Here is a 20000-nt window from a genome sequence, read left to right on the forward strand (position 1 = left end):
GGGGGGGGGGCCGGGGGGGGGGGGGGGGGGGGGGCGGGGGGGGGCCGGGGGGGGGGGGGGGGGGGGGGCGGGGGGGGGGCGGGGGGGGGGGGGGGGGGGGGGGGGTGGGGGCGGGCGGTGGGGTGTGGGGCGGGGCCGTGCGGGGGGGTGTCCGTCCTCGGTCCGGCGGGTGCCGTTGGCCAGGAGGGGGCGTGTCTTGACGCCGGCCGCTGCGGGCGGACACCCCCCGGCACGTCCCCTTCCCGCCGTGCGCGGCTGCGGGGCCGTGGGGGTGCGCGTGCGTATGGCGAAGCCCCCGCCCGGTGGGCGGGGGCTTCGGAGCCGGTGCCTACTTGAGCAGGGCCGGGATGGTGTTCTCGTGCGCCTCGCGCAGCTCGGCGAGGCTGAGGGTGAACTCGCCCTGGAGCTCCACGGTGTCGCCGTCCACGACGCCGATCCGCGTGACCGGGAGGCCCCGTGCGCCGCACATGTCGTTGAAGCGGACCTCCTCGGAGCGCGGGACGGCGACGAGGGCGCGGCCCGCCGACTCGGAGAGGAGGAAGGTGAAGGCGTCGAGCCCGTCGGGGACGATGAGTCGCGCGCCCTTGCCGCCGAGCAGCGCGGACTCGACCACGGCCTGGATGAGGCCGCCGTCGGACAGGTCGTGCGCGGAGTCGATCATGCCGTCGCGGGAGGCGGAGATCAGGATCTCGGCCAGGAGGCGCTCCCGCTCCAGGTCGACCTGGGGCGGGAGGCCGCCCAGGTGGTCGTGGACGACCTGCGACCAGGCCGAGCCGCCGAACTCCTCACGCGTGTCGCCGAGGAGGTAGAGCAGCTGCCCCTCCTCCTGGAAGGCGACCGGCGTGCGGCGCGCGACGTCGTCGATCACGCCGAGGACCGCCACGACCGGGGTGGGGTGGATGGCCACCTCGCCCGTCTGGTTGTAGAGGGAGACGTTGCCGCCCGTCACCGGGGTGCCGAGCTGCTGGCAGGCGTCCGCGAGACCCCGTACCGCCTCTGCGAACTGCCACATCACCGCCGGGTCCTCGGGCGAGCCGAAGTTCAGGCAGTCAGAGACGGCGAGCGGTTTGGCGCCGGTGGTGGCGACATTGCGGTACGCCTCCGCCAGCGCCAGCTGGGCACCGTGGTACGGGTCCAGCTTCGCGTACCGGCCGTTGCCGTCCGTGGCGATCGCTACGCCGAGGCCACTCGCCTCGTCGATGCGGATCATCCCGGAGTCCTCGGGCTGCGCCAGCACCGTGTTGCCCTGCACGAAGTGGTCGTACTGGGAGGTGATCCAGGACTTGGAGGCCTGGTTGGGGGAGGCGACCAGCTTCAGGACCTGGTCTTTCAGCTCCTCCGAAGTGGCCGGTCGCGCAAGCTTGTTGGCATCGTCCGCCTGGAGGGCGTCCTGCCAGGACGGGCGGGCGTACGGGCGCTCGTAGACCGGGCCCTCGTGCGCGACCGTGCGCGGGTCGACGTCGACGATCTTGCCGCCGTGCCAGTAGATCTCCAGACGGTCGCCGTCCGTCACCTCACCGATGACGGTCGCGATGACGTCCCACTTGTCGCAGATCTCCAGGAAACGGGCGACCTTCCCCGGCTCGACGACCGCGCACATGCGTTCCTGCGACTCGCTCATGAGGATCTCCTCGGGCGAGAGGGTCGAGTCGCGCAGGGGTACGTCGTCCAGGGTGACGCGCATGCCGCCCGAGCCGTTCGACGCCAGCTCGGACGTGGCGCAGGACAGGCCCGCCGCGCCGAGGTCCTGGATGCCGACGACCAGCTTCTCGGCGAAGGCTTCCAAGGTGCACTCGATGAGGAGCTTCTCCTGGAAGGGGTCGCCGACCTGGACGGCGGGGCGCTTGGAGGGCTTTGCGTCGTCGAAGGTCTCCGAGGCGAGGATGGACGCGCCGCCGATGCCGTCGCCGCCCGTGCGGGCGCCGTACAGGATGACCTTGTTGCCCGCGCCGGACGCCTTCGCGAGGTGGATGTCCTCGTGCCGCATCACACCGATGGCACCGGCGTTGACCAGCGGGTTGCCCTGGTAGCAGGCGTCGAAGACGACCTCGCCGCCGATGTTCGGCAGGCCCAGGCAGTTGCCGTAGCCGCCGATGCCGGCGACGACACCGGGCAGTACGCGCTTGGTGTCGGGGTGATCGGCCGCACCGAAGCGGAGGGGGTCCACGACGGCTACCGGCCTGGCGCCCATCGCGATGATGTCGCGCACGATGCCGCCGACGCCCGTGGCCGCGCCCTGGTAGGGCTCGACGTAGGAGGGGTGGTTGTGCGACTCGACCTTGAAGGTGACCGCGTAGCCCTGGCCGACGTCCACCACGCCCGCGTTCTCGCCGATGCCGACGAGCATCGCGTCGGACTCGGGGGCCTTCTCGCCGAACTGGCGCAGATGGACCTTGGAGGACTTGTACGAGCAGTGCTCGGACCACATGACGGAGTACATGGCCAGCTCGGCACCGGTGGGCCGACGGCCGAGGATCTCCACGACCCTCTCGTACTCGTCCTTCTTCAGGCCGAGTTCGGCCCAGGGCAGCTCGACGTCGGGGGTCGCGGCCGCGTGCTCGACCGTGTCCAGAGGCGTCCGGCTCATGCGTTGACCAGCTTCTTGAGGATCGAGGTGAAGAAGGGGAGGCCGTCGGTGCGGCCCGTGCCGATGAGGGGTTCTACCGCGTGCTCGGGGTGCGGCATCAGGCCTACGACGTTGCCGGCCTCGTTGGTGATGCCGGCGATGTCGCGGAGGCTGCCGTTCGGGTTGAAGTCCAGGTAGCGGAAAGCGACCCGGCCCTCGGCCTCCAGCTTGTCGAGGGTGTACTCGTCGGCGACGTACCGGCCGTCCATGTTCTTCAGCGGGATGTGGATCTCCTGGTCGGCCGAGTAGTCGGTGGTCCAGGCGGTGTTCGCGTTCTCCACCCGCAGTTTCTGGTCGCGGCAGATGAAGTGGAGGTGGTCGTTGCCGAGCATCCCGCCCGGGAGGAGGTGGGCCTCGGTGAGGATCTGGAAGCCGTTGCAGATGCCGAGGACCGGGAGGCCCGCCTTCGCCTGCTCGATGAGGGGCTCCATCACCGGCGAGAAGCGCGCGATGGCACCGGCGCGCAGATAGTCGCCGTAGGAGAAACCACCGCACAGCACCACGGCGTCGACCTGGTGGAGGTCCTTGTCCTTGTGCCAGAGGGCGACCGGTTCGGCGCCCGCGAGGCGGATCGCGCGCTGGGTGTCCCGGTCGTCGAGGCTGCCCGGGAAAGTGACGACGCCAATACGAGCGGTCACTTCACGGCCTCCGCGACTTCCTCGATCCGGACGGTGAAGTTCTCGATCACGGTGTTGGCGAGGAAGGATTCCGCGAGTTCGTGGATGCGGGCGAGCGTGGCCTCGTCGACCGGCCCGTCAACTTCCAGTTCGAATCGCTTTCCCTGACGTACGTCCGAGATGCCTTCGAAACCCAGCCGCGGCAGTGCGCGCTGCACCGCCTGGCCCTGGGGGTCGAGGATCTCCGGCTTGAGCATGACGTCGACTACGACGCGTGCCACTGGCACTCCCGGTGTTGTGGTGCTGAGCAGGTTCCTACAGTGGCTTCAGACTACCCGCACGAAATTTCTACGCGCGTCGACTTGTAGGTTCCTACGTGATCGCTGTCACGATCCGGCATCGGAAGCCGCCTTCACGAAAATTTCCGGGAAAGATCCCCGATCGACACCCGGATACCCATTGCGCTCGGACACGCGGACAGATTTAGTCGGTCTTCACAATGCATTGCCGGGCACTGTACAAATGAATTGGCAAAGTGCCGCATGAAGGGACCGATATTCGTGGCGCAGAAGGTCGTGGTCACCCTCTTTGACGACATCGACGGTTCAGAAGCGGCGGAGACGATCGCTTTCGGACTCGACGGCAAGTCGTACGAGATCGACCTGAATCAAGCCAATGCCAAGAAACTGCGTAAGGCGCTCGCGCCGTACGTGGAGGCCGGCCGGAAGCGGTCGCGGTCCGGCAAGGCGTACCGGCAGACCGAGGTCGCCCCCGACCCGGCAGCGGTCCGGGCCTGGGCCCAGGCCCACAAGATGGAGGTGCCGGCGCGCGGCCGGATCCCCAAGAAGGTCTACGAGGCGTTCGCCGCCGCCCAGTGAGGTGCCGACCGCCGTTGTCCTCAGGATGCGCCAGCGGGCCCTGAGGGCAACCGACTTGCGCTGCACCCCTCCAGATCAGTTAGAGTCTGGAGCACGCCGCCGGGCAGGGCCGAAAAGGTCCAGCTCACGGAGTACACGCGGGTGTAGTTCAGTAGTAGAACATCCCCCTTCCAGGGGGAAGGCGCAGTGTGCAATTCCTGTCACCCGCTCCGCACCGCCGTCCGGACCACTGTTGTGGATCAGGTAGGCTGGTGCTCGCGCCGATCGGTGAGAGCCGGTCGGATGCAATGCGGACGTAGCTCAGTTGGTAGAGCGCAACCTTGCCAAGGTTGAGGTCGCGAGTTCGAGCCTCGTCGTCCGCTCTCTTTCGAAGACCCCGGTCGATCCGACCGGGGTTTTTTCGCATCCTCGGGCGTTCGCCTGACATTTGTCATGTCGAGTGATGACAGCGTGCACTGCTTCCGGGCCCGGTCCGACGGGACGCTGAAGGCATGGACTCAAACGAACACGAGCACGTGATCGAGGTCACCGACCTGCGACGGGTGTACGGGGGCGGGTTCGAGGCCGTGCGCGGTGTCACCTTCTCCGTGGCCCGCGGCGAACTCTTCGCACTCCTCGGCACCAACGGAGCCGGCAAGACGTCGACCGTCGAACTGCTGGAGGGCCTCGCCGCCCCCGCCGGGGGCCGGGTGCGGGTGCTGGGCCACGACCCGTACGCCGATCGGGCCGTCGTACGACCGCGCACCGGGGTGATGCTGCAGGAGGGCGGGTTTCCGTCCGAGCTGACCGTCGCCGAGACCGCGCGGATGTGGGCGGCCTGCACGAGCGGGGCGCGGCCGGTGGACGAGGCGCTGGGACTGGTCGGGCTGTCGCGGCGGACCGGCGTACGGGTGAAGCAGCTGTCCGGTGGTGAGCGGCGGCGCCTGGATCTCGCGCTTGCGCTGCTCGGCAACCCGGAGGTGCTGTTCCTGGACGAGCCGACGACCGGGATGGATGCCGAAGGGCGCCGGGACACCTGGGAGTTGGTGCGGTCGCTGCGCGAGGGCGGTACGACCGTCCTGCTGACCACTCACTATCTGGAGGAGGCCGAGCAGCTCGCCGACGGGCTGGCGATCATGCACGAGGGGTGGATCGCGGCGGCCGGCACGCCCGAGGAGGTGACGGCGTCCCAGCCGTCCCGGATCTCCTTCGAGCTGCCCCTGGGGTACTTCGTCGGGGATCTGCCGCCGCTCGGTGAGCTGGGGGTGAGCGGACACGAGGTGGACGGACGCGTCGTACGGCTGCGGACCCAGGAGCTGCAGCGGACCGCCACCGGGGTGCTGATGTGGGCCGCGCGGGCCGGGGTCGAGCTGCACCGCCTCGATGTACGCCCGGCCTCGCTGGAAGAGGCGTTTCTGGGGATCGCCCGGAAGGCGCACGACGCACCCGCCGCCGAGAAGGAGTACGTGTGAGTACCGTGACCACTCCCGCGGGGCGCATGACCGCCCTCGCCCGCGCCGAGCTGACGCTGCTGGGGCGCAGCAAGGCCACGCTCGTCTCGGCGCTGTTCGTACCGCTGGTGATCCCGATCAGTGTGCGGTCGGCGTTTCCGGAGTCGGAGCTCGAGGACGTCGGGCTCACCGTCGGGCTGGTGATGCTGAACGCCGCGATCGGTTTCTCGCTGCTGTTCGCCGTGTACTCGGCGCTGGTCGGCGTCTTCACCGCGCGGCGTGAGGAACTCGTCCTCAAGCGGCTGCGCACGGGGGAGCTGCGGGACACGGAGATCCTGGCGGGTGCCGCGACGCCGGCCGCGGTGATCGGGCTGGCGCAGTGCCTGCTGCTGGCGGTCGGCTGCACGGTTCTGCTCGACATCCCGGCGCCCAAGGCCGTGTATCTCGCCGTCCTGGGCGTGCTGTTGGGCGTGGTGATGTGTGTGGCGCTCGCGGCCGTCACCGCCAGCTACTCGCGGACCGTGGAGAGCGCGCAGGTCACCACGCTGCCCCTGCTGTTCATCTCGATGCTCGGCTCCGGTATCGCCATCCCGCTGGAGATTCTGCCCGACCGGCTGGCCTCCGTCCTGGAGCTGCTGCCGCTGTCGCCGGTGATGAAGCTGGTGCAGGGCGGCTGGAGCGGGGACCTCTCGGCGAGCGAGGCGCTCGGCTCCATGACGCTCGCGCTGGCCTGGACCCTGGTCGCGGTGTTTGCTGTACGGCGGTGGTTCCGGTGGGAGCCGCGGCACTGACGGACGGGAGCGTGGGTATGCGGGGGCCGGAGGGCTGGTGGCGGGGGAAGAGCACGCCGGCGAAGGTGGAGACGTATACGCGGTGGTCCTACCACAGCCTCCCGGCGGTCGAGGTCGCGACCGTCGGGCTGGCCGTCTTCGGCAACGCGGGGCTCCAGCTCGCGGGGTGGCTGTTCGCGGCGGTGTGCGCGCACGCCCTGCTCGGCACGGTCACCGTCGCCCGGGCGCTCGACTGGACGCGCGGACGCCGCCCGCAGCCCCTGCGGCTGCTGTGGGCGCTGGGGGTGGTCACGGCACTGATCGCGGTCGGCGCGCTGCTCCTCGCCGATCGCAGTCCGGGCGACTCCGACGCCGACACCGCGGCCGGCAGCATCTTCGGCACGGTGGTGATCTCCGGTGTCGGCATCATCGCGCTCGGCATCCGCCGCCGCCGTGTGCTGATGCTGGTGGCGGGTTTCACCGCGGGCGCCGCTCTTGTGCCGCTCCTGCTGGGTGCCCCCGGAGACGCCGTGCTGGCCACGGCTGTCGCGGTACTGGCCGGGTCCGGCTTCATGTCCTTCGCGTCCGTCTTCTCCGTCTGGCTGCTCAACGCCGTCTACGCACTCGGCGATGCCCGGGAGACCCGCGCCCGGCTCGCCGTCGCCGAGGAGCGGCTCCGCTTCGGGCGGGATCTGCATGACGTGATGGGGCGGAATCTCGCGGTGATCGCGTTGAAGAGCGAGCTGGCGGTGCAGTTGGCGCGACGAGGGCGGCCTGAGGCCGTGGAACAGATGATCGAGGTGCAGAGGATCGCGCATGAGTCGCAGCGGGAGGTGCGGGATGTCGTACGGGGGTATCGGGAGTCCGACCTGTCCGTCGAACTCGCCGGTGCGCGGGGGGTGTTGACCGCAGCCGGGATCGACTGCGAGGTGTCCGGCTCGATCGAAGGGCTGCCGGTCGCCGTGCAGTCGGCGCTCGGGTGGGTGGTGCGTGAGGCGACGACGAATGTGCTGCGGCACGGGGACGCACGGCGCTGTGAGGTGTCCGTGCGGAGGAGGGAGGGGCGGGTGGTACTGACCGTGGAGAACGACGGGGCCCGTACGGCGTCCGGCTCCGGGGGTTCAGGGCTGGCGGGGCTGCGGGAGCGGCTGGCGGCGGTGGACGGGACGCTGGAGGCAGGACCGGTGCGGGAGGGCGTGTTCCGGCTGGTGGCCGAGGTGCCGGTGACTGCGGCCGTGGTCAGTGGGGTCGCATCATGACCGTCCGGCTGTTGCTCGCTGACGACGAGCACCTCATCCGGGGTGCGCTCGCCGCGCTGCTCGCGCTGGAGGACGACCTCCTGATCGTCGCCGAGGCGGCCACCGGACCGGAGGCGCTGGCGATGGCCCGGGCGCATGCGCCGGACGTCGCCGTGCTCGATCTTCAGATGCCTGGCGCCGACGGTGTGAAGGTCGCCACATCGCTACGGACCGAACTGCCTCAGTGCCAGGTGCTGATCGTGACCAGTCATGGCCGGCCGGGGCATCTGAAGCGGGCGCTCGCGGCCGGTGTGCGCGGGTTCGTCCCGAAGACGGTGAGCGCGCGGCGGCTCGCGGAGGTCATCCGCACGGTGCACGCCGGGAACCGTTACGTCGACCCGGAGTTGGCCGCCGACGCGATCTCCGCCGGGGACTCGCCGCTGACCGCGCGCGAGGCCGAGGTGCTGGAACTCGCCGCCGACGGGGCGCCCGTATCGGAGATCGCGGAGCGGGCGGCGCTGTCGCAGGGGACTGTTCGGAACTATCTGTCGTCGGCCGTCTCCAAGCTCGGGGCGGAGAACCGGCATGCGGCGGTACGGCTCGCACGTGAGCGAGGTTGGGTATAGTTGCTCTCGCGCCACGGCGCAGTGCGGACGTAGCTCAGTTGGTAGAGCGCAACCTTGCCAAGGTTGAGGTCGCGAGTTCGAGCCTCGTCGTCCGCTCTGTGTGAGACCCCGGTCGGTTCCTCCGACCGGGGTCTTCCGCGTTCACGCCCAGCTCGTGCCCGTCAGCCGCTCGTAGGCCTCCACGTACTTGGCGCGGGTGGCGTCCACCACGTGCTGCGGCAGCGCGGGCGGCGGCTGCTCGCTCCCCCGGTCCCAGCCGGACTCCGGCGAGGTCAGCCAGTCACGCACGAACTGCTTGTCGTACGACGGCTGCGGGCGCCCCGGCTGCCACTGGTCGGCGGGCCAGAAGCGGGAGGAGTCCGGGGTGAGGACCTCGTCGGCGAGGACCAGGTCGCCGTTGTCGAAGCCGAACTCGAACTTGGTGTCCGCCAGGATGATCCCGCGGTCACGGGCGATGGCGCGGCCGCGGGCGTAGACGGCGAGGGTGGCCTGGCGCAGCCGGGCGGCGGTGTCGGCGCCGACCTGGCGGGCGACCTCCTCGTACGACACGTTCTCGTCGTGCTCGCCGACGGCCGCCTTGGTGGCCGGGGTGAAGATCGGGGCGGGGAGCTCCGAGCCGTCGCTCAGCCCCTCGGGGAGGGCGAGGCCGCAGACGGTGCGGGACTCGTTGTACTCGGCGAGGCCCGAGCCGGTGAGGTAGCCGCGGGCCACGCTCTCGACGGGGATCATCTGGAGGGCCTTGCAGACGAGGGTGCGGCCTTCCCATGCGGCGGGGGCGCCGGCGGGCAGGTCGGTGCTCAGGACGTGGTTGGGGATCAGGTCGGCGACCTGGTCGAACCACCACAGGGAGAGCTGGGTGAGGACACGGCCCTTGTCGGGGATCTCTGTCGGCAGCACCCAGTCGTAAGCGGAGATGCGGTCGCTGGCGACCATCACGAGGTCGCCCGCGTCGTTCTGGTACAGGTCGCGCACCTTGCCGGTGTGCAGATGCACCAGACCCGGAACCTGGAGGGGCTCGGGCTTTTCAACGAATCCGGACACGGTTCCTCCCCGTGGTGATGTCCAAGTGAGCTGATTCTCCCGTATGCGGGAGTGACCTTGGACAAGGGGGTTCAATCACGTTTGCAGATGCGGTCCAGGAGGTTGGCCGTGGCCCGCTGGATACGGGGGTCCACGTGGCCGGGGCGGTCGAGAGCCGGGGACCAGGCGAACGTTCCGGACGCGAAGACCAGGGAGCCCGAGGGGGCGCGGTACAGGGAGGTCTCCTGGTGGCGTAAGGCGCCGTCGCTGTCGCTGTACGGGGAGTGGGCGAGCAGGATGCGGTTCTCGTGCTCGGGGAGCGGGGTGCGCGGGAAGTAGCGGTCGGCCTCGCCCGCGACCAGGCCGTCGATCTCGTCGCCCTCGTGCGCGCCGGTCGCCTCCCACAGCCAGTGCTCGGCGTTGCGGACGATCAGGGGGTGCGGCTCGGGGACGCGGCCCGCGTACTGGATGCCGACGAGTTGCTGCTCGGGGCGGTCGATCTCGCGCCAGAGGACCGGCCTGCCCGGTCCTTTCCGTTTCCGGCAGGTGAGCAGGCGGTCGGGGACGCCGGACGGGGACGGGCCCAACTCCACTTGCCAGTACATGGTGTTGGCGGAGAGGAAGACCAGGGAGGTGCCGTGCTCGCGGGCGAGTTCCGTGGTGCGGCGCATGGCCGGCGACCAGTACTCGTCGTGGCCGGGGAAGACCAGGCCCCGGTAGCGGGCGGGGTCGACCAGGCCGGCGTGCAGGTCGCCGGCGTTGGCGTAGGCGAGGTCGTAGCCGTAGCGCTCGGCCCAGCGGATGAAGTCGTAGGCGTGGCCGACGTGGAGGGGGAGGCCCGCGCCGGCGTACGGGCGGTCGAAGGAGACCGTGGTCGCGGCGTCGGCCTCGCCCAGCAGGCGGCCCTGCTCGTCCCAGGCGTGGTAGAGGCTGGCGCCGGTGCGGCCGTCCTCCGGGTAGAGGTTGTAGGCCTGCCAGGTGATGTCGGGCAGGAGGAGCAGCAGGTCCGCGGGGTGGTTGTCGCGGACGGTGAAGGGCACGTGGGAGCGGTAGCCGTCGGCGGTGGTGAGGACGGCGACGTAGGCGCCGATGCTCCAGTAGGAGGGGATCTGCAGCCGCCACGACAGCCACCAGTGGTGACAGGAGACGGTCCGGTCGGCGGTGAGCGGGGGTGGCTGGACGATGCCGGACAGGCGGGGGCTGGTGGTGATCTTGGCTGCGCCGTCGCCGCCGTAGTGGCCGATGCGGTAGACGTCGACGCCGAATTCCTGGGGCGGGTCGACGGTGATGTGGAAGTCGATGGCCTCGCCGGGGGCGGCCGCGCCGGTGGAGGCGAAGCCCTTGATCTGGCGCTTGACGTCGTCGGCGGCGCGCGGGCCGCCGCCGGTGGCCGAGCGGGGGGCTGGGACGCGGGGGTTCTCGCCGGTCGACTGCGCGGGGCTGGGGTCCACATACCAGGGGACGACCTGGCCGGTGTCGTCGAAGTAGGTCTCGCTGCCGCGCAGCCAGGGGACGGGGCCCTGGCCGAAGGGGTCCGTCACGGCGTGCGCCAGCGCGCCCGACTCCCAGCGGCGAATCTGCTGCGACGCCATGATCGCTCCCCTCCCTTGGGCCCCCGTGTTCGTGCGTCCTGTTCGTACTTCCTGTGCGTGCCTCGTGTGCGCGCCTTGTGTGCCTGTCTTATGTCGCGAGCCCTTGCCATGTGCGCGATCGGTCCCAGCACATCACATAACGCACGCAGGCTGTCACTATTCGTTGCGAATTGGCCGAAAGTGGAATCCGATCTTCCGGCCGGGATTTCGGTTTGGGTGCGGTGCGGTGCGGTGGGTGGGGTGGGGTCCGGAGGCCTGTCAGACGAGGCGGACCGGCTTTTCCGGGCGTATGCCCGACTCCACCAGCCAGGCACGCAGCGGGGCCGGGTCGCCGTCCTCGATCAGGCTGAGGACTCTGGGGGTCAGATCGGCGGCCCGCTCTCCGTTGACGATGAGGGACGGGCCGTCGAGCCAGTCGAGGCCGGGAGTCGCCCCCGCGGTGTCCATCGCGGCGCAGCACACCATCGCCGTGACGTGGTCGGCGAGCAGTTCGCGGGCGGTGCGGGGCGGTTGCAGCGGGAAGAGCGGGAGCGTGCCGTCGTCCCAGAGGGCGGTGTCCGGACCCTGGCCGGCGGCGGCCGAGGACGCCTTTCGGTCGGCGGGGGTCGCGGCTTCCTCTCGGGCCAGTTCTGCGGTGAGGCCTGCGGCTAGGGCGGAGGTGCGGTCGTTGTCCGCGGGGGTGTCGGCGTCGGTGTCGGTGTCTATGCCGGGGCGGGGGTGAGGGCTGCGGCTGAGGGCGGGGCCGGGGGTGACGTCGGTGCCGGGGCGGGAGCCGGTGTCAGGGCCGCTACCGGGGTCGGGGCCGGTGTCAGGGCCGGCGTCGGCCTCGGTCGTCGGGGTGGTCGACAGGTGGTCGAGGACTCGGGCCAGGGTGGGGCCGTGGGGTTCCGGGGAGGTGTGGCCGGGGGTGCGGCGGACGCCGAGGGCGTCGAGGACTCGGTGGAGGCGGGCCGCGTCGGTGCGCCATTTGCGGTCGACGACCTCCTCCGGGTACTCCTGCCAGTCCACCGGGGACCAGTCCGGGCCGGGCTCGGCGGGGCCGCCGTGGAAGAGGCGGGCGGCGAGGAGTGAGGCGGCCTCGTCCACCGCGCCGGGCTCTTCGAGCAGGTCACAGGCGGGGCGCTCGCCCAGCCGCGAGGCGAAGCCCTCGGCCAGCCGGTCGCGGCGGGACAGCTCGGTCAGCGCGGCCACGACGCCCGCGTCCAGCCGGGACGGCCAGCGCCCCATCCGCCACGCGGGCAGCGCGACCCGGGTCAGCAGCCGGTCCCAGCCCGCGTACGCCAGCCCCACCTGCTCCTGCGCCACGATCCGCAGTCCGTAATCCACAGCCTGTGCACGCTCGGCAGCCGCGGCGGCCACGCCCCGCTCCATCTCGGCCGCATGGCCCCGGCAGCTCCGCAGCAGCACCCGCGCCACCCAGCCGACCCCCGCGAGCACCGTGCGCGCCACGGGCCCGCGATGGGGCGCCGAGGTGACGGCCACCGCCGCGTCCAGACCCCGTACGAAACGGCGGGCCGCCGCTATGTCGGGGTGCGCCGACGGTCCCGTACCGGCGACGACCGGGGCGAGGACCGCGCGCAGCTCGCCGACGCGCATCCACCACAGGAACGGGGAGCCGATCACGAGGACGGGCGCTGTGGCGCTGCGCCGGTGGGCGTGTCTGCTCAGGCCCGCTATCTCGTCGCCGTCCTCCGGCGGGGGCGGGCCGTGGGACAGATGCGCACGGTCCTCCAGCCAACTGTCGCAGTCCGGTGTGAGCGCTATGGCGGAGGGGGCCGGGACGTCGAGGCGGTCGGCGAGGTCGCGCACCATGCGATACAGATCCGGCGCCGACTCCTCGCCGATCGGGACCGTCGGGCTCACCGCGGGGCGGGAGCGGGCGACGACCAGCGCGATGCCGCCGGCCGCGAGCAGCACGAGCACGGCGAGCGGTGTCACGACCCAGCGCGTGGTGTGCCAGCCCGCGCCCACGAGATGGCCGGTGGACGCGCCGGCCAGCAACACCACGGCGAGTGCCGCGGGCAGCAGTGCGACGGCCAGCGCCCGGCTGCGGATGTGCAGCACGGCGAGAGCCCTGGAGCGCGCGGACTGTGTGCCCGCCTCCCCACCCATACCGGTCATGATCGGTCGTCACCCCCTCCCTGCTGTCCCGAACGGCGGCAAGTGCGGCGCCCGCCGTGACGGTGCCCGTCACCGTGGTCGCCGCCCACTGCCCTGGCGTTGCTCACTCCCCCACTGTGGCACCCACCACTGACATCGCAATGCCGGTGGGCCAAGTGCCGGAACGCTTGCGCCGCACCCTAGTTGGGGCCCCGGCCCTCGTCAGCGGTATGGGGCACCGGTCACTCGATGGAATGGCTTTGGGGAAAGGTGGATGACGGACAGCGAGGATCAGGCCCCGAATCCATAGACGGATTCGAGGCCTGAGGGGTTGGTCGGTGAACGGGTTTTGGGTGCCCGGCCGTCACTGGTGGCTTACGCGCCCGCCACCTTCGCCGCGATGTCCGTGCGGTGCTGGGAGCCGTCGAGGTGGATGCGGGAGACGGCCTGGTAGGCGCGGTCGCGGGCCTCCGTGAGGTTCTTGCCGGTGGCCGTGACGGAGAGGACGCGGCCGCCCGCGCTGACGATCGCGTCGCCGGCGCGCTTCGTCCCGGCGTGCAGGACGTACGCGTGCGGGGCGTCCTGGGCGGCCACCTCGTCGAGGCCGGTGATCGGGTCGCCGGTGCGCGGGGTCGCGGGGTAGTTGTGCGAGGCGACGACCACGGTGACCGCGGCGTCGTCGCTCCAGCGCAGGGGCTCGAGGACGTCGAGGGTGCCGTTCGCCGCGGCCAGCAGGACCCCGGCCAGCGGGGTCTTGAGGCGGGCGAGGACGACCTGGGTCTCGGGGTCGCCGAAGCGGGCGTTGAACTCGATGACCCGTACGCCCCGGCCGGTGATCGCGAGACCGGCGTACAGCAGGCCGGAGAAGGGGGTCCCGCGCCGCCGCATCTCGTCGACGGTGGGCTGGAGCACGGTCTGCATGACCTCGTCGACCAGCTTCGGGTCGGCCCAGGGCAGCGGGGAGTACGCGCCCATGCCGCCGGTGTTCGGGCCCTCGTCGCCGTCCAGTGCGCGCTTGAAGTCCTGGGCGGGCTGCAGCGGGACGACCGTCACGCCGTCGGTGACCGCGAAGAGGGAGACCTCGGGGCCGTCCAGGTACTCCTCGATGACGACACGCTCACACGCGTTGGCGTGCGCCGCGGCCACCTCGATGTCGCCGGTGACGACGACGCCCTTGCCTGCCGCGAGCCCGTCGTCCTTCACGACGTACGGTGCGCCGAAGGCGTCAAGCGCCTCGTCGACCTCCGCGGGCGTGGTGCACACGTACGACCTGGCCGTAGGCACTTCAGCCCTCGCCATGACCTCCTTCGCGAAGGCCTTGGAACCCTCCAGCTGCGCGGCCTCCTTGGACGGGCCGAAGACCGGAACCCCCGCCTCACGCACAGCATCGGCGACCCCCGCGACAAGCGGCGCCTCCGGGCCTACGACGACCAGGTCGGCGCCGAGTTCGGTGGCCAGCGCGGATACGGCCGTGCCGTCCAGGGCGTCCACCTGGTGCAGCTCGGCGACCTCGGCGATACCGGCGTTGCCGGGGGCGCAGTGCAGCGCGGTGACGTCGGGATCGAGGGACAGGGAACGGCACAGGGCGTGTTCGCGGGCGCCGTTTCCGATGACGAGGACCTTCACGGGGTCAGCCTAACCGGCGGGGGGCTGCGTGAATTGTGCGGGTTGCTGAGGGGCGGGGGGCTGTTCGCTTGGAGGATCCTCCGAGGTACCGGTGCGTGCCCGTCCTGACCGTCGGTCTCCGGGAGACGGCCCCGACCCGGTCCCTACCCCAGTCCCTACTCGTTGGTGAACTCCTCCACCACCGTCGCCCCCAGCTCCTTCACGATGAGCTCGTGGCCGGAGAGGGCCGACTCGTCGAGGTCCGGGTCGTCGTCCTCCGGGGTGTCGTCCTCGGGGGAGACGGGGGGTGGCTCCGGAGTGGACGACGCGGGCGAGGGTGAGGACGAGGACCGTGGTGCGGGGGCGGCGGGAGCCGGGGTGGCGGCGGGGGAGGTGGGCGGGGGCTGGGGGGACGCCGGGCGCGGGGGCGTCGTAACTCCGCTGCCGCCCTGGCCACTGCCACCGGCGCTGCCTCCACCCCCGTAGCCACCGCCGCCGTTGAAGCCGGAGGAACCGGAGGAACCGGTGGAGCCGGAGGACTGTGGGGGTGCCGAGCCGCCCGACGGGTCGACGACGGCCTCGATCTTCCACTGGACGTTGAACTGCTCGGCCAGCGCCTGTCGCAGCACGTCCTCGCTGCCGCTGCTCGCGAAGTTGTCCCGCGCGCCGGCGTTGACGAAGCCGAGCTGGAGGGTGGTGCCGTCGAAGCCGACCACCTGGGCGTTCTGGCTGAGCAGGATCCAGGTGAAACGACGGCGGTTCTTGACGGTCTCGAGGATGTTGGGCCAGAGCATGCGGGGGTCGAGGCCGCCGGGTGCCGGGGTGGATGCGGGGGTGGGGGTGTGTGAGGTGGGCGGTGGCGTGGGTGCGGGTGCAGGGGCGGATGCAGGTGTCTCGGCGGGTGCGGGCTGGCCACCGCCCGCCGGGGTCGTCGTCGGCCATCCGCCGGGGCGTCGGCCGCCGCCGGCGGGGGTGGCGGTGGGCCAGGCGCCGGGGGTGGAGCCGGCGGGGGCAGGACTGGGTGTGCTCTGGCCGGGCTGGGGCTGCTGAGGCTGCTGGCTGTGCTGTGGTTGTTGCTGGACTTGCTGCGGCTGACCGCCACCAGAAGGTCCGGTGCCCGGGCCGGCGGCGGCAGGCGGAACCGGCCCAGCCGCCGACGTCGTACCACTCTCCGGATCGGTCGCACCCACCGAACCCGCCCCAGAAACACCGGGCCCGGAGCCGGAGCCCCGCACGGCAGCCCGAGCGGCAGCGGCCCCGCCCCCCGGAGGGACGGGAGGAGCCGCGGCAGCCGGAAGAGCCGAAGGAGCCGAAGCGCTCATGGCCCCCATCCCCGCACCCGCACCGCCGTGCGCCTCGGGCCCGGGCACATAGCCCATGGTGGGCGCCCCGCCCCCGGCCGAGAAGTTCACGCCGCGCTCGAGTCGGTCGAGGCGGGCCATGACCGAGCGCTCGTCCCCGTACGCGGCGGGCAGCATCACGCGCGCGCAGATCAGTTCGAGCTGGAGTCGGGGGGAGGTGGCGCCCCGCATCTCGGTCAGGCCGTCGTTGACGAGGTCGGCGGCGCGGCTGAGTTCGGCGGCGCCGAAGGTGCCGGCCTGGGCCTGCATCCGCTCGAGCACGTCGGCGGGGGCATCGATGAGCCCCTTCTCCACCGCGTCCGGAACTGCGGCGAGGATCACCAGGTCCCGCAGCCGCTCCAGCAGATCGGCGACGAAGCGACGCGGGTCGTTGCCGCCCTCGATGATGCGGTCGACGACCTCGAAGGCGGCGGCGCCGTCGCCTGTGGCGAAGGCCTCGACGACGGAGTCGAGCAGCGAGGTGTCCGTGTAGCCGAGCAGCGAGATGGCCATGGCATACGTCACACCGTCGGCACCGGCCGCGGCGAGCAGCTGGTCCATGACGGACATGGAGTCACGCACGGACCCGGCCCCGGCGCGTACGACCAGCGGCAGCACACCGTCCTCGACCGGGATGTTCTCCCGCCCGCACACCTCGGCGAGGTACTCCCTCAGCGTCCCCGGCGGAACGAGCCGGAACGGATAGTGATGGGTCCGCGACCGGATCGTCCCGATGACCTTCTCGGGCTCGGTGGTGGCGAAGATGAACTTGAGGTGCTCCGGCGGCTCCTCGACGACCTTCAGCAGCGCGTTGAAACCGGCCGACGTGACCATGTGGGCCTCGTCGATGATGTAGATCTTGTAGCGGCTGCCAGCGGGCCCGAAGAAGGCCTTTTCCCGCAGGTCACGCGCGTCATCGACACCGCCGTGCGAAGCGGCGTCGATCTCGATCACGTCGATCGAACCGGGCCCGTTCCGAGCAAGATCCCGGCAGGACTGGCACTCACCGCACGGGGTGGGCGTGGGCCCCTGCTCGCAGTTCAGGCACCGCGCCAGAATCCGCGCGCTGGTCGTCTTGCCGCATCCGCGCGGACCGCTGAACAGGTACGCGTGATTGACCCGGTTGTTCCGCAGCGCCTGCTGCAGCGGGTCGGTTACATGCTCCTGCCCGATGACCTCGGCGAACGACTCCGGGCGATAGCGGCGGTACAACGCAAGAGACGACACACATACGAGGTTATAGGCGCCCACTGACATCGGGCCCCGCCCGCCGGTCCCCCGGCAACGTAAGCGCCCCCCACGCACCCGCCAGAGCCAACCTACCCTTGCTGCCTTCCGGCCCTGGGGGAGTTCAGTCAGATAGCGCCGCGTGAGGGGCTGCGCCCACAGTACCCGATGCCGGCCAGCGGGAACGAGTTCGCTAGCACTCCTCAACGTCTTGTATTGTTTGCGGCGGAGGATTCGCCTAGAGGCCTAGGGCGCACGCTTGGAAAGCGTGTTGGGGGCAACCCCTCACGAGTTCGAATCTCGTATCCTCCGCCAGTGCCTCACCGGGCACGATGTCGAAGGGCCCCACCGTTCGCGGTGGGGCCCTTCGTCGTTGTCCTCAGCCTCGTTGTCCTGGTTTCTGCCCACAGGGGATGCTTCCGGGGCTCAGTTGGCATCGGCGACCTTCCGGGCGAGCCAGGAAGAGCGATAGAACTTGGCTCCGCGCATTGGTGGGCGATCGTCTGGCTTCGTCCAGCTTCGGGGGGCCTCGATGACCATGACCAAGTGGCGGGTCGCCCTCTGGCCTCTGGCGATCTTCAGCTCCGGGTATGTCGCGCTACTGCTCTTCTGGAGCTTCGGCGACCATCCATCAGGGCTTCCCGGCCTCTTTGTCTTCCGGAGTGCCACATGGGGGGACGGGCTGCTCCTGCCCCTGCTGGCGCTCTGCCTGCGGGTGCTGACCCTGCGGCTGCGGGCGGCCGAACCGACGCCACCGAACAGACGCGGAACCATCGCCGCCGTGGCCGTGGTGGGCGCTGTCCTCGGCTGCGCGGTGGTCCTGACCTGGTTCCTGGACGACCATCCGGGGCTCAACTGGACGAATCCCAGGCCTCATTACTTCAATGCGGCGGGGAAGTACCACGCAGCCTTCCTCGTCCTCGCCAGTGCCGCCTTCGCGGGCCTGGGCGCTGACCTCGTAGTGCACCTGCGCCGCGCGGGGACTTCGGCGGTCAGGAGATCGCTCACCTCGTCGTGGGCATGCGTGGCGCTGGCCTGCATGGCCGGGTACGGATGCCTGGGCGTCCTGGACGGTACGAGAGGAAAGGCGACTGCCGGGAGCACCGTCTCGCTGACTGTCATGGCCATCGCCGCGGCTGTCGTCATCGCCGCGATGTTCTTCTTCAGGGGCGGGTCGGGGCCGGTGTACGTCAACACGGTCGTCGTCGCGCTGATTCTCACCGTCTTCACGGTGGTCTTCGCCCTCGCCCATCCGCATATGAGCGCCCTCACCTATGCCGCGCTGGTGAGCGCCGTCCTTTCGGGACTGGGGCTGACAGCGACGACGGAGTCCGGCAGTCACGTCTCCCTGGTGGAGGCTCTGGGGGTGTGCGGCCTCTTCGGGGCCACGACGGTGTACGTCTCCACCGCGCACTCGGACAAGCTCTGGATGGCGGTCGCGGGCGCCTTTCCCGCGACGGCCGGCGCCGTCGCCTTGCGCTGGCTCAGGGCGAACGTCACCCGCATGTCCCGCCAGTCACCGGTGACCGGGGAATACGGAATGGCCGCCGGGATCTCCACGTGCCTGCTCCTGTCGTCCATGTTCGCTGCCTGGATCAGCGAGCGGGCGGGGGACGAATACGTCACCGGCGGATTCATTCTCACTGTCGTCGGGGCGGTGTTGGGCGGCGTCTTCTTCCAGTACTTCAAGTCCGACTTCACCAAGCTCATGCAGATCGAGGGCGATCCGACAGGCCGATCCGAGGGGCAGCAGGCGAGCCCAGCCCAGTCACAGGCCGCGCGGAGAGTGTGGATCAGGCTCGCCAGTTACAGCCTCGCCGCGTTCTCCGCCATGCTCGTGCTCTCCATTTCCCTGGCTCCTTCGCTGGGTTGGCGCCCGGGCGGCGCGGGGCTCCGGTGGATCGTCGTGTTCAGTGCCGTGGGAATCGCCGTCCTGGTGGCCGCCCTGATCGCCAAGGCCCTGTCCACCGCCTCCAGGCCGCATCAGGACTGGGAGCACAGAGAAGCACCGCCGAGGACGGACACACCGGCTTGGGTGTGCACCGTCGGCGGCACGCTCGTGTCCGTCGTCGTGGGTACCGGCGTCGCACACGAGGGCACGTTCAACGGCCTGGCGGCGGTGCAGGCAGTCATGATCGCGCTGTTCGCGACGGAGGGCATGCTGGGCAACGGAGTCTGGCTGCATGTCGGGAAGCCGACGCCCGCCTCCCGGTCCGCCGTGGCGTCCGTCGCCCTCGCCGTGGGGGTCACCACCTACTGGTCCTTGACCGGCCTGATCCGGCCGGGCGGTCAGAGCGCCCATCTGGGGCAGTCGCTGTCCGCGTGGCTGTGCTGCGCCGTCCTGGTCTTCGTCCTCGTCGTCTCCACCACCTCGGCGGTGTACGTGGCCGGCGGGCGGGCCTACTGGACGGACTATCCCCCGGCCAACAACGTGATGCAGGACGCCTTCCTGCTGTCCGTCCTCTGGCTCACTCTCGGCTGGCTTCCGCAAACCGTCCTCACCCACATTCCGGCGTCGGCGACCGAGCGGTGGGCGGCCGTGGGCACCCTCCTCGCCGGCTTCATGCTCACCTTCTGCCCTCCCTTCCTGTGGACGCTGGAGAACAACGACACGCATGTGTGCAGACAACGGCTACGGCGCGGCGCCGCCGAACCTCCCTGGCCGGCCTTCTCCGACTCCTCCTTCACTCGAATCGCCCACCTTCGGCGACGGTTATCCCATTTCCACACGTCTGTGACATCGCACGAGCATGAGCCCGGTGTGGACGGTCAGGAGCCGAACGCCGACGTCTTCCTGGTGCGGCTCAGCGGGCACACCGCCGCCCAGAACTCGATCGCCCTGCTGCTCGCGCTTGCCTCCCTGGTCGGAGCCGTAGGGATGACAGCCGGTTTCACGGGCGAGAGGGAACAGGGACGCTGAGGGGGAGGATG

Annotated in this window: 14 protein-coding genes, 4 tRNA genes and 1 other RNA gene; 10 read left to right on the forward strand and 9 right to left on the reverse strand. The window is 70.8% G+C overall.

The genetic code is table 11. From position 1 onward, the window contains the following. Positions 1–328: 328 nt before the first annotated feature. From purL to purS, 3 genes are read right to left on the reverse strand one after another with little or no spacing between them, the layout of a single operon-like run. Complete coding sequence (gene purL / locus KCH48_RS38775) at positions 329–2587, reverse strand: phosphoribosylformylglycinamidine synthase subunit PurL (RefSeq protein ID WP_210582242.1); 2259 nt, start codon at positions 2585–2587, stop codon at positions 329–331. After that, positions 2584–3264 carry a phosphoribosylformylglycinamidine synthase subunit PurQ gene (gene purQ, locus KCH48_RS38780; protein WP_210582244.1) on the reverse strand — a complete coding sequence of 227 codons (681 nt, stop codon included), beginning with the start codon at positions 3262–3264 and terminating at the stop codon, positions 2584–2586. Before purQ ends, purL begins: the two co-directional genes overlap by 4 nt. Then, positions 3261–3524 carry a phosphoribosylformylglycinamidine synthase subunit PurS gene (purS, locus tag KCH48_RS38785; RefSeq protein WP_210582246.1) on the reverse strand — a complete coding sequence of 88 codons (264 nt, stop codon included), beginning with the start codon at positions 3522–3524 and terminating at the stop codon, positions 3261–3263. Before purS ends, purQ begins: the two co-directional genes overlap by 4 nt. A 279-nt stretch (positions 3525–3803) precedes the next feature. Between purS and KCH48_RS38790 the strand changes: the two genes are divergently transcribed. The 8 genes from KCH48_RS38790 (at position 3804) to KCH48_RS38825 (ending at position 8281) form a co-directional block, all read left to right on the forward strand. Then, entirely contained in the window at positions 3804–4121 is a 318-nt protein-coding gene (locus KCH48_RS38790) for an Lsr2 family protein (RefSeq protein ID WP_210582341.1), read from the forward strand. Positions 4122–4258: 137 nt separating this feature from the next. Further along, positions 4259–4330: transfer RNA gene (locus tag KCH48_RS38795), tRNA-Gly, on the forward strand. 80 nt (positions 4331–4410) lie between these two features. Beyond that, positions 4411–4483 (forward strand) — tRNA-Gly (locus KCH48_RS38800). A 129-nt stretch (positions 4484–4612) separates the two neighbouring features. Next, positions 4613–5572 (forward strand): ABC transporter ATP-binding protein, encoded by a 960-nt coding sequence (locus KCH48_RS38805; protein ID WP_210582247.1) that lies wholly within the window; start codon positions 4613–4615, stop codon positions 5570–5572. 26 nt (positions 5573–5598) lie between these two features. Beyond that, the gene (locus KCH48_RS38810) at positions 5599–6342 is read left to right on the forward strand and encodes an ABC transporter permease (RefSeq protein ID WP_210582343.1); all 744 of its coding nucleotides are present in this window, start codon (positions 5599–5601) and stop codon (positions 6340–6342) included. A 17-nt stretch (positions 6343–6359) separates the two neighbouring features. Beyond that, on the forward strand, positions 6360–7580 hold the full coding sequence (locus KCH48_RS38815; RefSeq protein ID WP_210582249.1) for a histidine kinase: 1221 nt from the start codon (positions 6360–6362) through the stop codon (positions 7578–7580). Next, a complete protein-coding gene (locus KCH48_RS38820; protein WP_210582251.1) occupies positions 7577–8185 on the forward strand; it encodes a response regulator transcription factor in 609 nt (202 codons plus the stop codon). The genes KCH48_RS38815 and KCH48_RS38820 overlap by 4 nt, the downstream gene beginning before the upstream one ends. A gap of 23 nt (positions 8186–8208) precedes the next feature. Next, positions 8209–8281, forward strand: a tRNA-Gly gene (locus KCH48_RS38825). Between the two features lie 45 nt (positions 8282–8326). Here KCH48_RS38825 and KCH48_RS38830 read toward each other — a convergent pair. From KCH48_RS38830 to ffs, 6 genes are all read right to left on the reverse strand, one after another. Beyond that, a complete protein-coding gene (locus KCH48_RS38830; protein WP_210582253.1) occupies positions 8327–9226 on the reverse strand; it encodes a phosphoribosylaminoimidazolesuccinocarboxamide synthase in 900 nt (299 codons plus the stop codon). Between the two features lie 71 nt (positions 9227–9297). After that, a complete protein-coding gene (locus tag KCH48_RS38835; protein WP_210582255.1) occupies positions 9298–10797 on the reverse strand; it encodes a N,N-dimethylformamidase beta subunit family domain-containing protein in 1500 nt (499 codons plus the stop codon). A 258-nt stretch (positions 10798–11055) separates the two neighbouring features. Beyond that, positions 11056–12918, reverse strand: coding sequence for a hypothetical protein (locus KCH48_RS38840; RefSeq protein WP_210582256.1), 1863 nt, complete (start codon positions 12916–12918; stop codon positions 11056–11058). Between the two features lie 354 nt (positions 12919–13272). Further along, on the reverse strand, positions 13273–14523 hold the full coding sequence (gene purD, locus KCH48_RS38845; RefSeq protein ID WP_210582259.1) for a phosphoribosylamine--glycine ligase: 1251 nt from the start codon (positions 14521–14523) through the stop codon (positions 13273–13275). Between the two features lie 155 nt (positions 14524–14678). Beyond that, positions 14679–17069 (reverse strand): DNA polymerase III subunit gamma and tau, encoded by a 2391-nt coding sequence (locus KCH48_RS38850; RefSeq protein WP_210582261.1) that lies wholly within the window; start codon positions 17067–17069, stop codon positions 14679–14681. A 56-nt stretch (positions 17070–17125) separates the two neighbouring features. Then, positions 17126–17224: signal recognition particle sRNA small type (gene ffs / locus KCH48_RS38855), an RNA gene on the reverse strand. A 72-nt stretch (positions 17225–17296) separates the two neighbouring features. On the opposite strand from ffs, the gene KCH48_RS38860 reads away from it, so the two are divergent. Together KCH48_RS38860 and KCH48_RS38865 are read left to right on the forward strand one after the other, a co-directional pair. Then, positions 17297–17384 (forward strand) — tRNA-Ser (locus KCH48_RS38860). 217 nt (positions 17385–17601) lie between these two features. Further along, a complete protein-coding gene (locus KCH48_RS38865; RefSeq protein WP_210582263.1) occupies positions 17602–19989 on the forward strand; it encodes a hypothetical protein in 2388 nt (795 codons plus the stop codon). The last annotated feature ends 11 nt before the right edge of the window (positions 19990–20000 follow it).

Origin of the sequence: Streptomyces sp. GESEQ-4, from assembly GCF_017948455.1 — a bacterium.
Lineage (GTDB): Bacteria > Actinomycetota > Actinomycetes > Streptomycetales > Streptomycetaceae > Streptomyces.

Bases quoted from the DNA above. Each gene is read 5' to 3' on its own strand.
- purL (WP_210582242.1), bottom strand. From the start codon at position 2,587: ATGAGCCGGACGCCTCTGGACACGGTCGAGCACGCGGCCGCGACCCCC.
- KCH48_RS38805 (WP_210582247.1), top strand. From the start codon at position 4,613: ATGGACTCAAACGAACACGAGCACGTGATCGAGGTCACCGACCTGCGA.
- KCH48_RS38810 (WP_210582343.1), top strand. From the start codon at position 5,599: ATGACCGCCCTCGCCCGCGCCGAGCTGACGCTGCTGGGGCGCAGCAAG.
- KCH48_RS38815 (WP_210582249.1), top strand. From the start codon at position 6,360: ATGCGGGGGCCGGAGGGCTGGTGGCGGGGGAAGAGCACGCCGGCGAAG.
- KCH48_RS38820 (WP_210582251.1), top strand. From the start codon at position 7,577: ATGACCGTCCGGCTGTTGCTCGCTGACGACGAGCACCTCATCCGGGGT.
- KCH48_RS38835 (WP_210582255.1), bottom strand. From the start codon at position 10,797: ATGGCGTCGCAGCAGATTCGCCGCTGGGAGTCGGGCGCGCTGGCGCAC.
- KCH48_RS38840 (WP_210582256.1), bottom strand. From the start codon at position 12,918: ATGACCGGTATGGGTGGGGAGGCGGGCACACAGTCCGCGCGCTCCAGG.
- KCH48_RS38865 (WP_210582263.1), top strand. From the start codon at position 17,602: ATGACCATGACCAAGTGGCGGGTCGCCCTCTGGCCTCTGGCGATCTTC.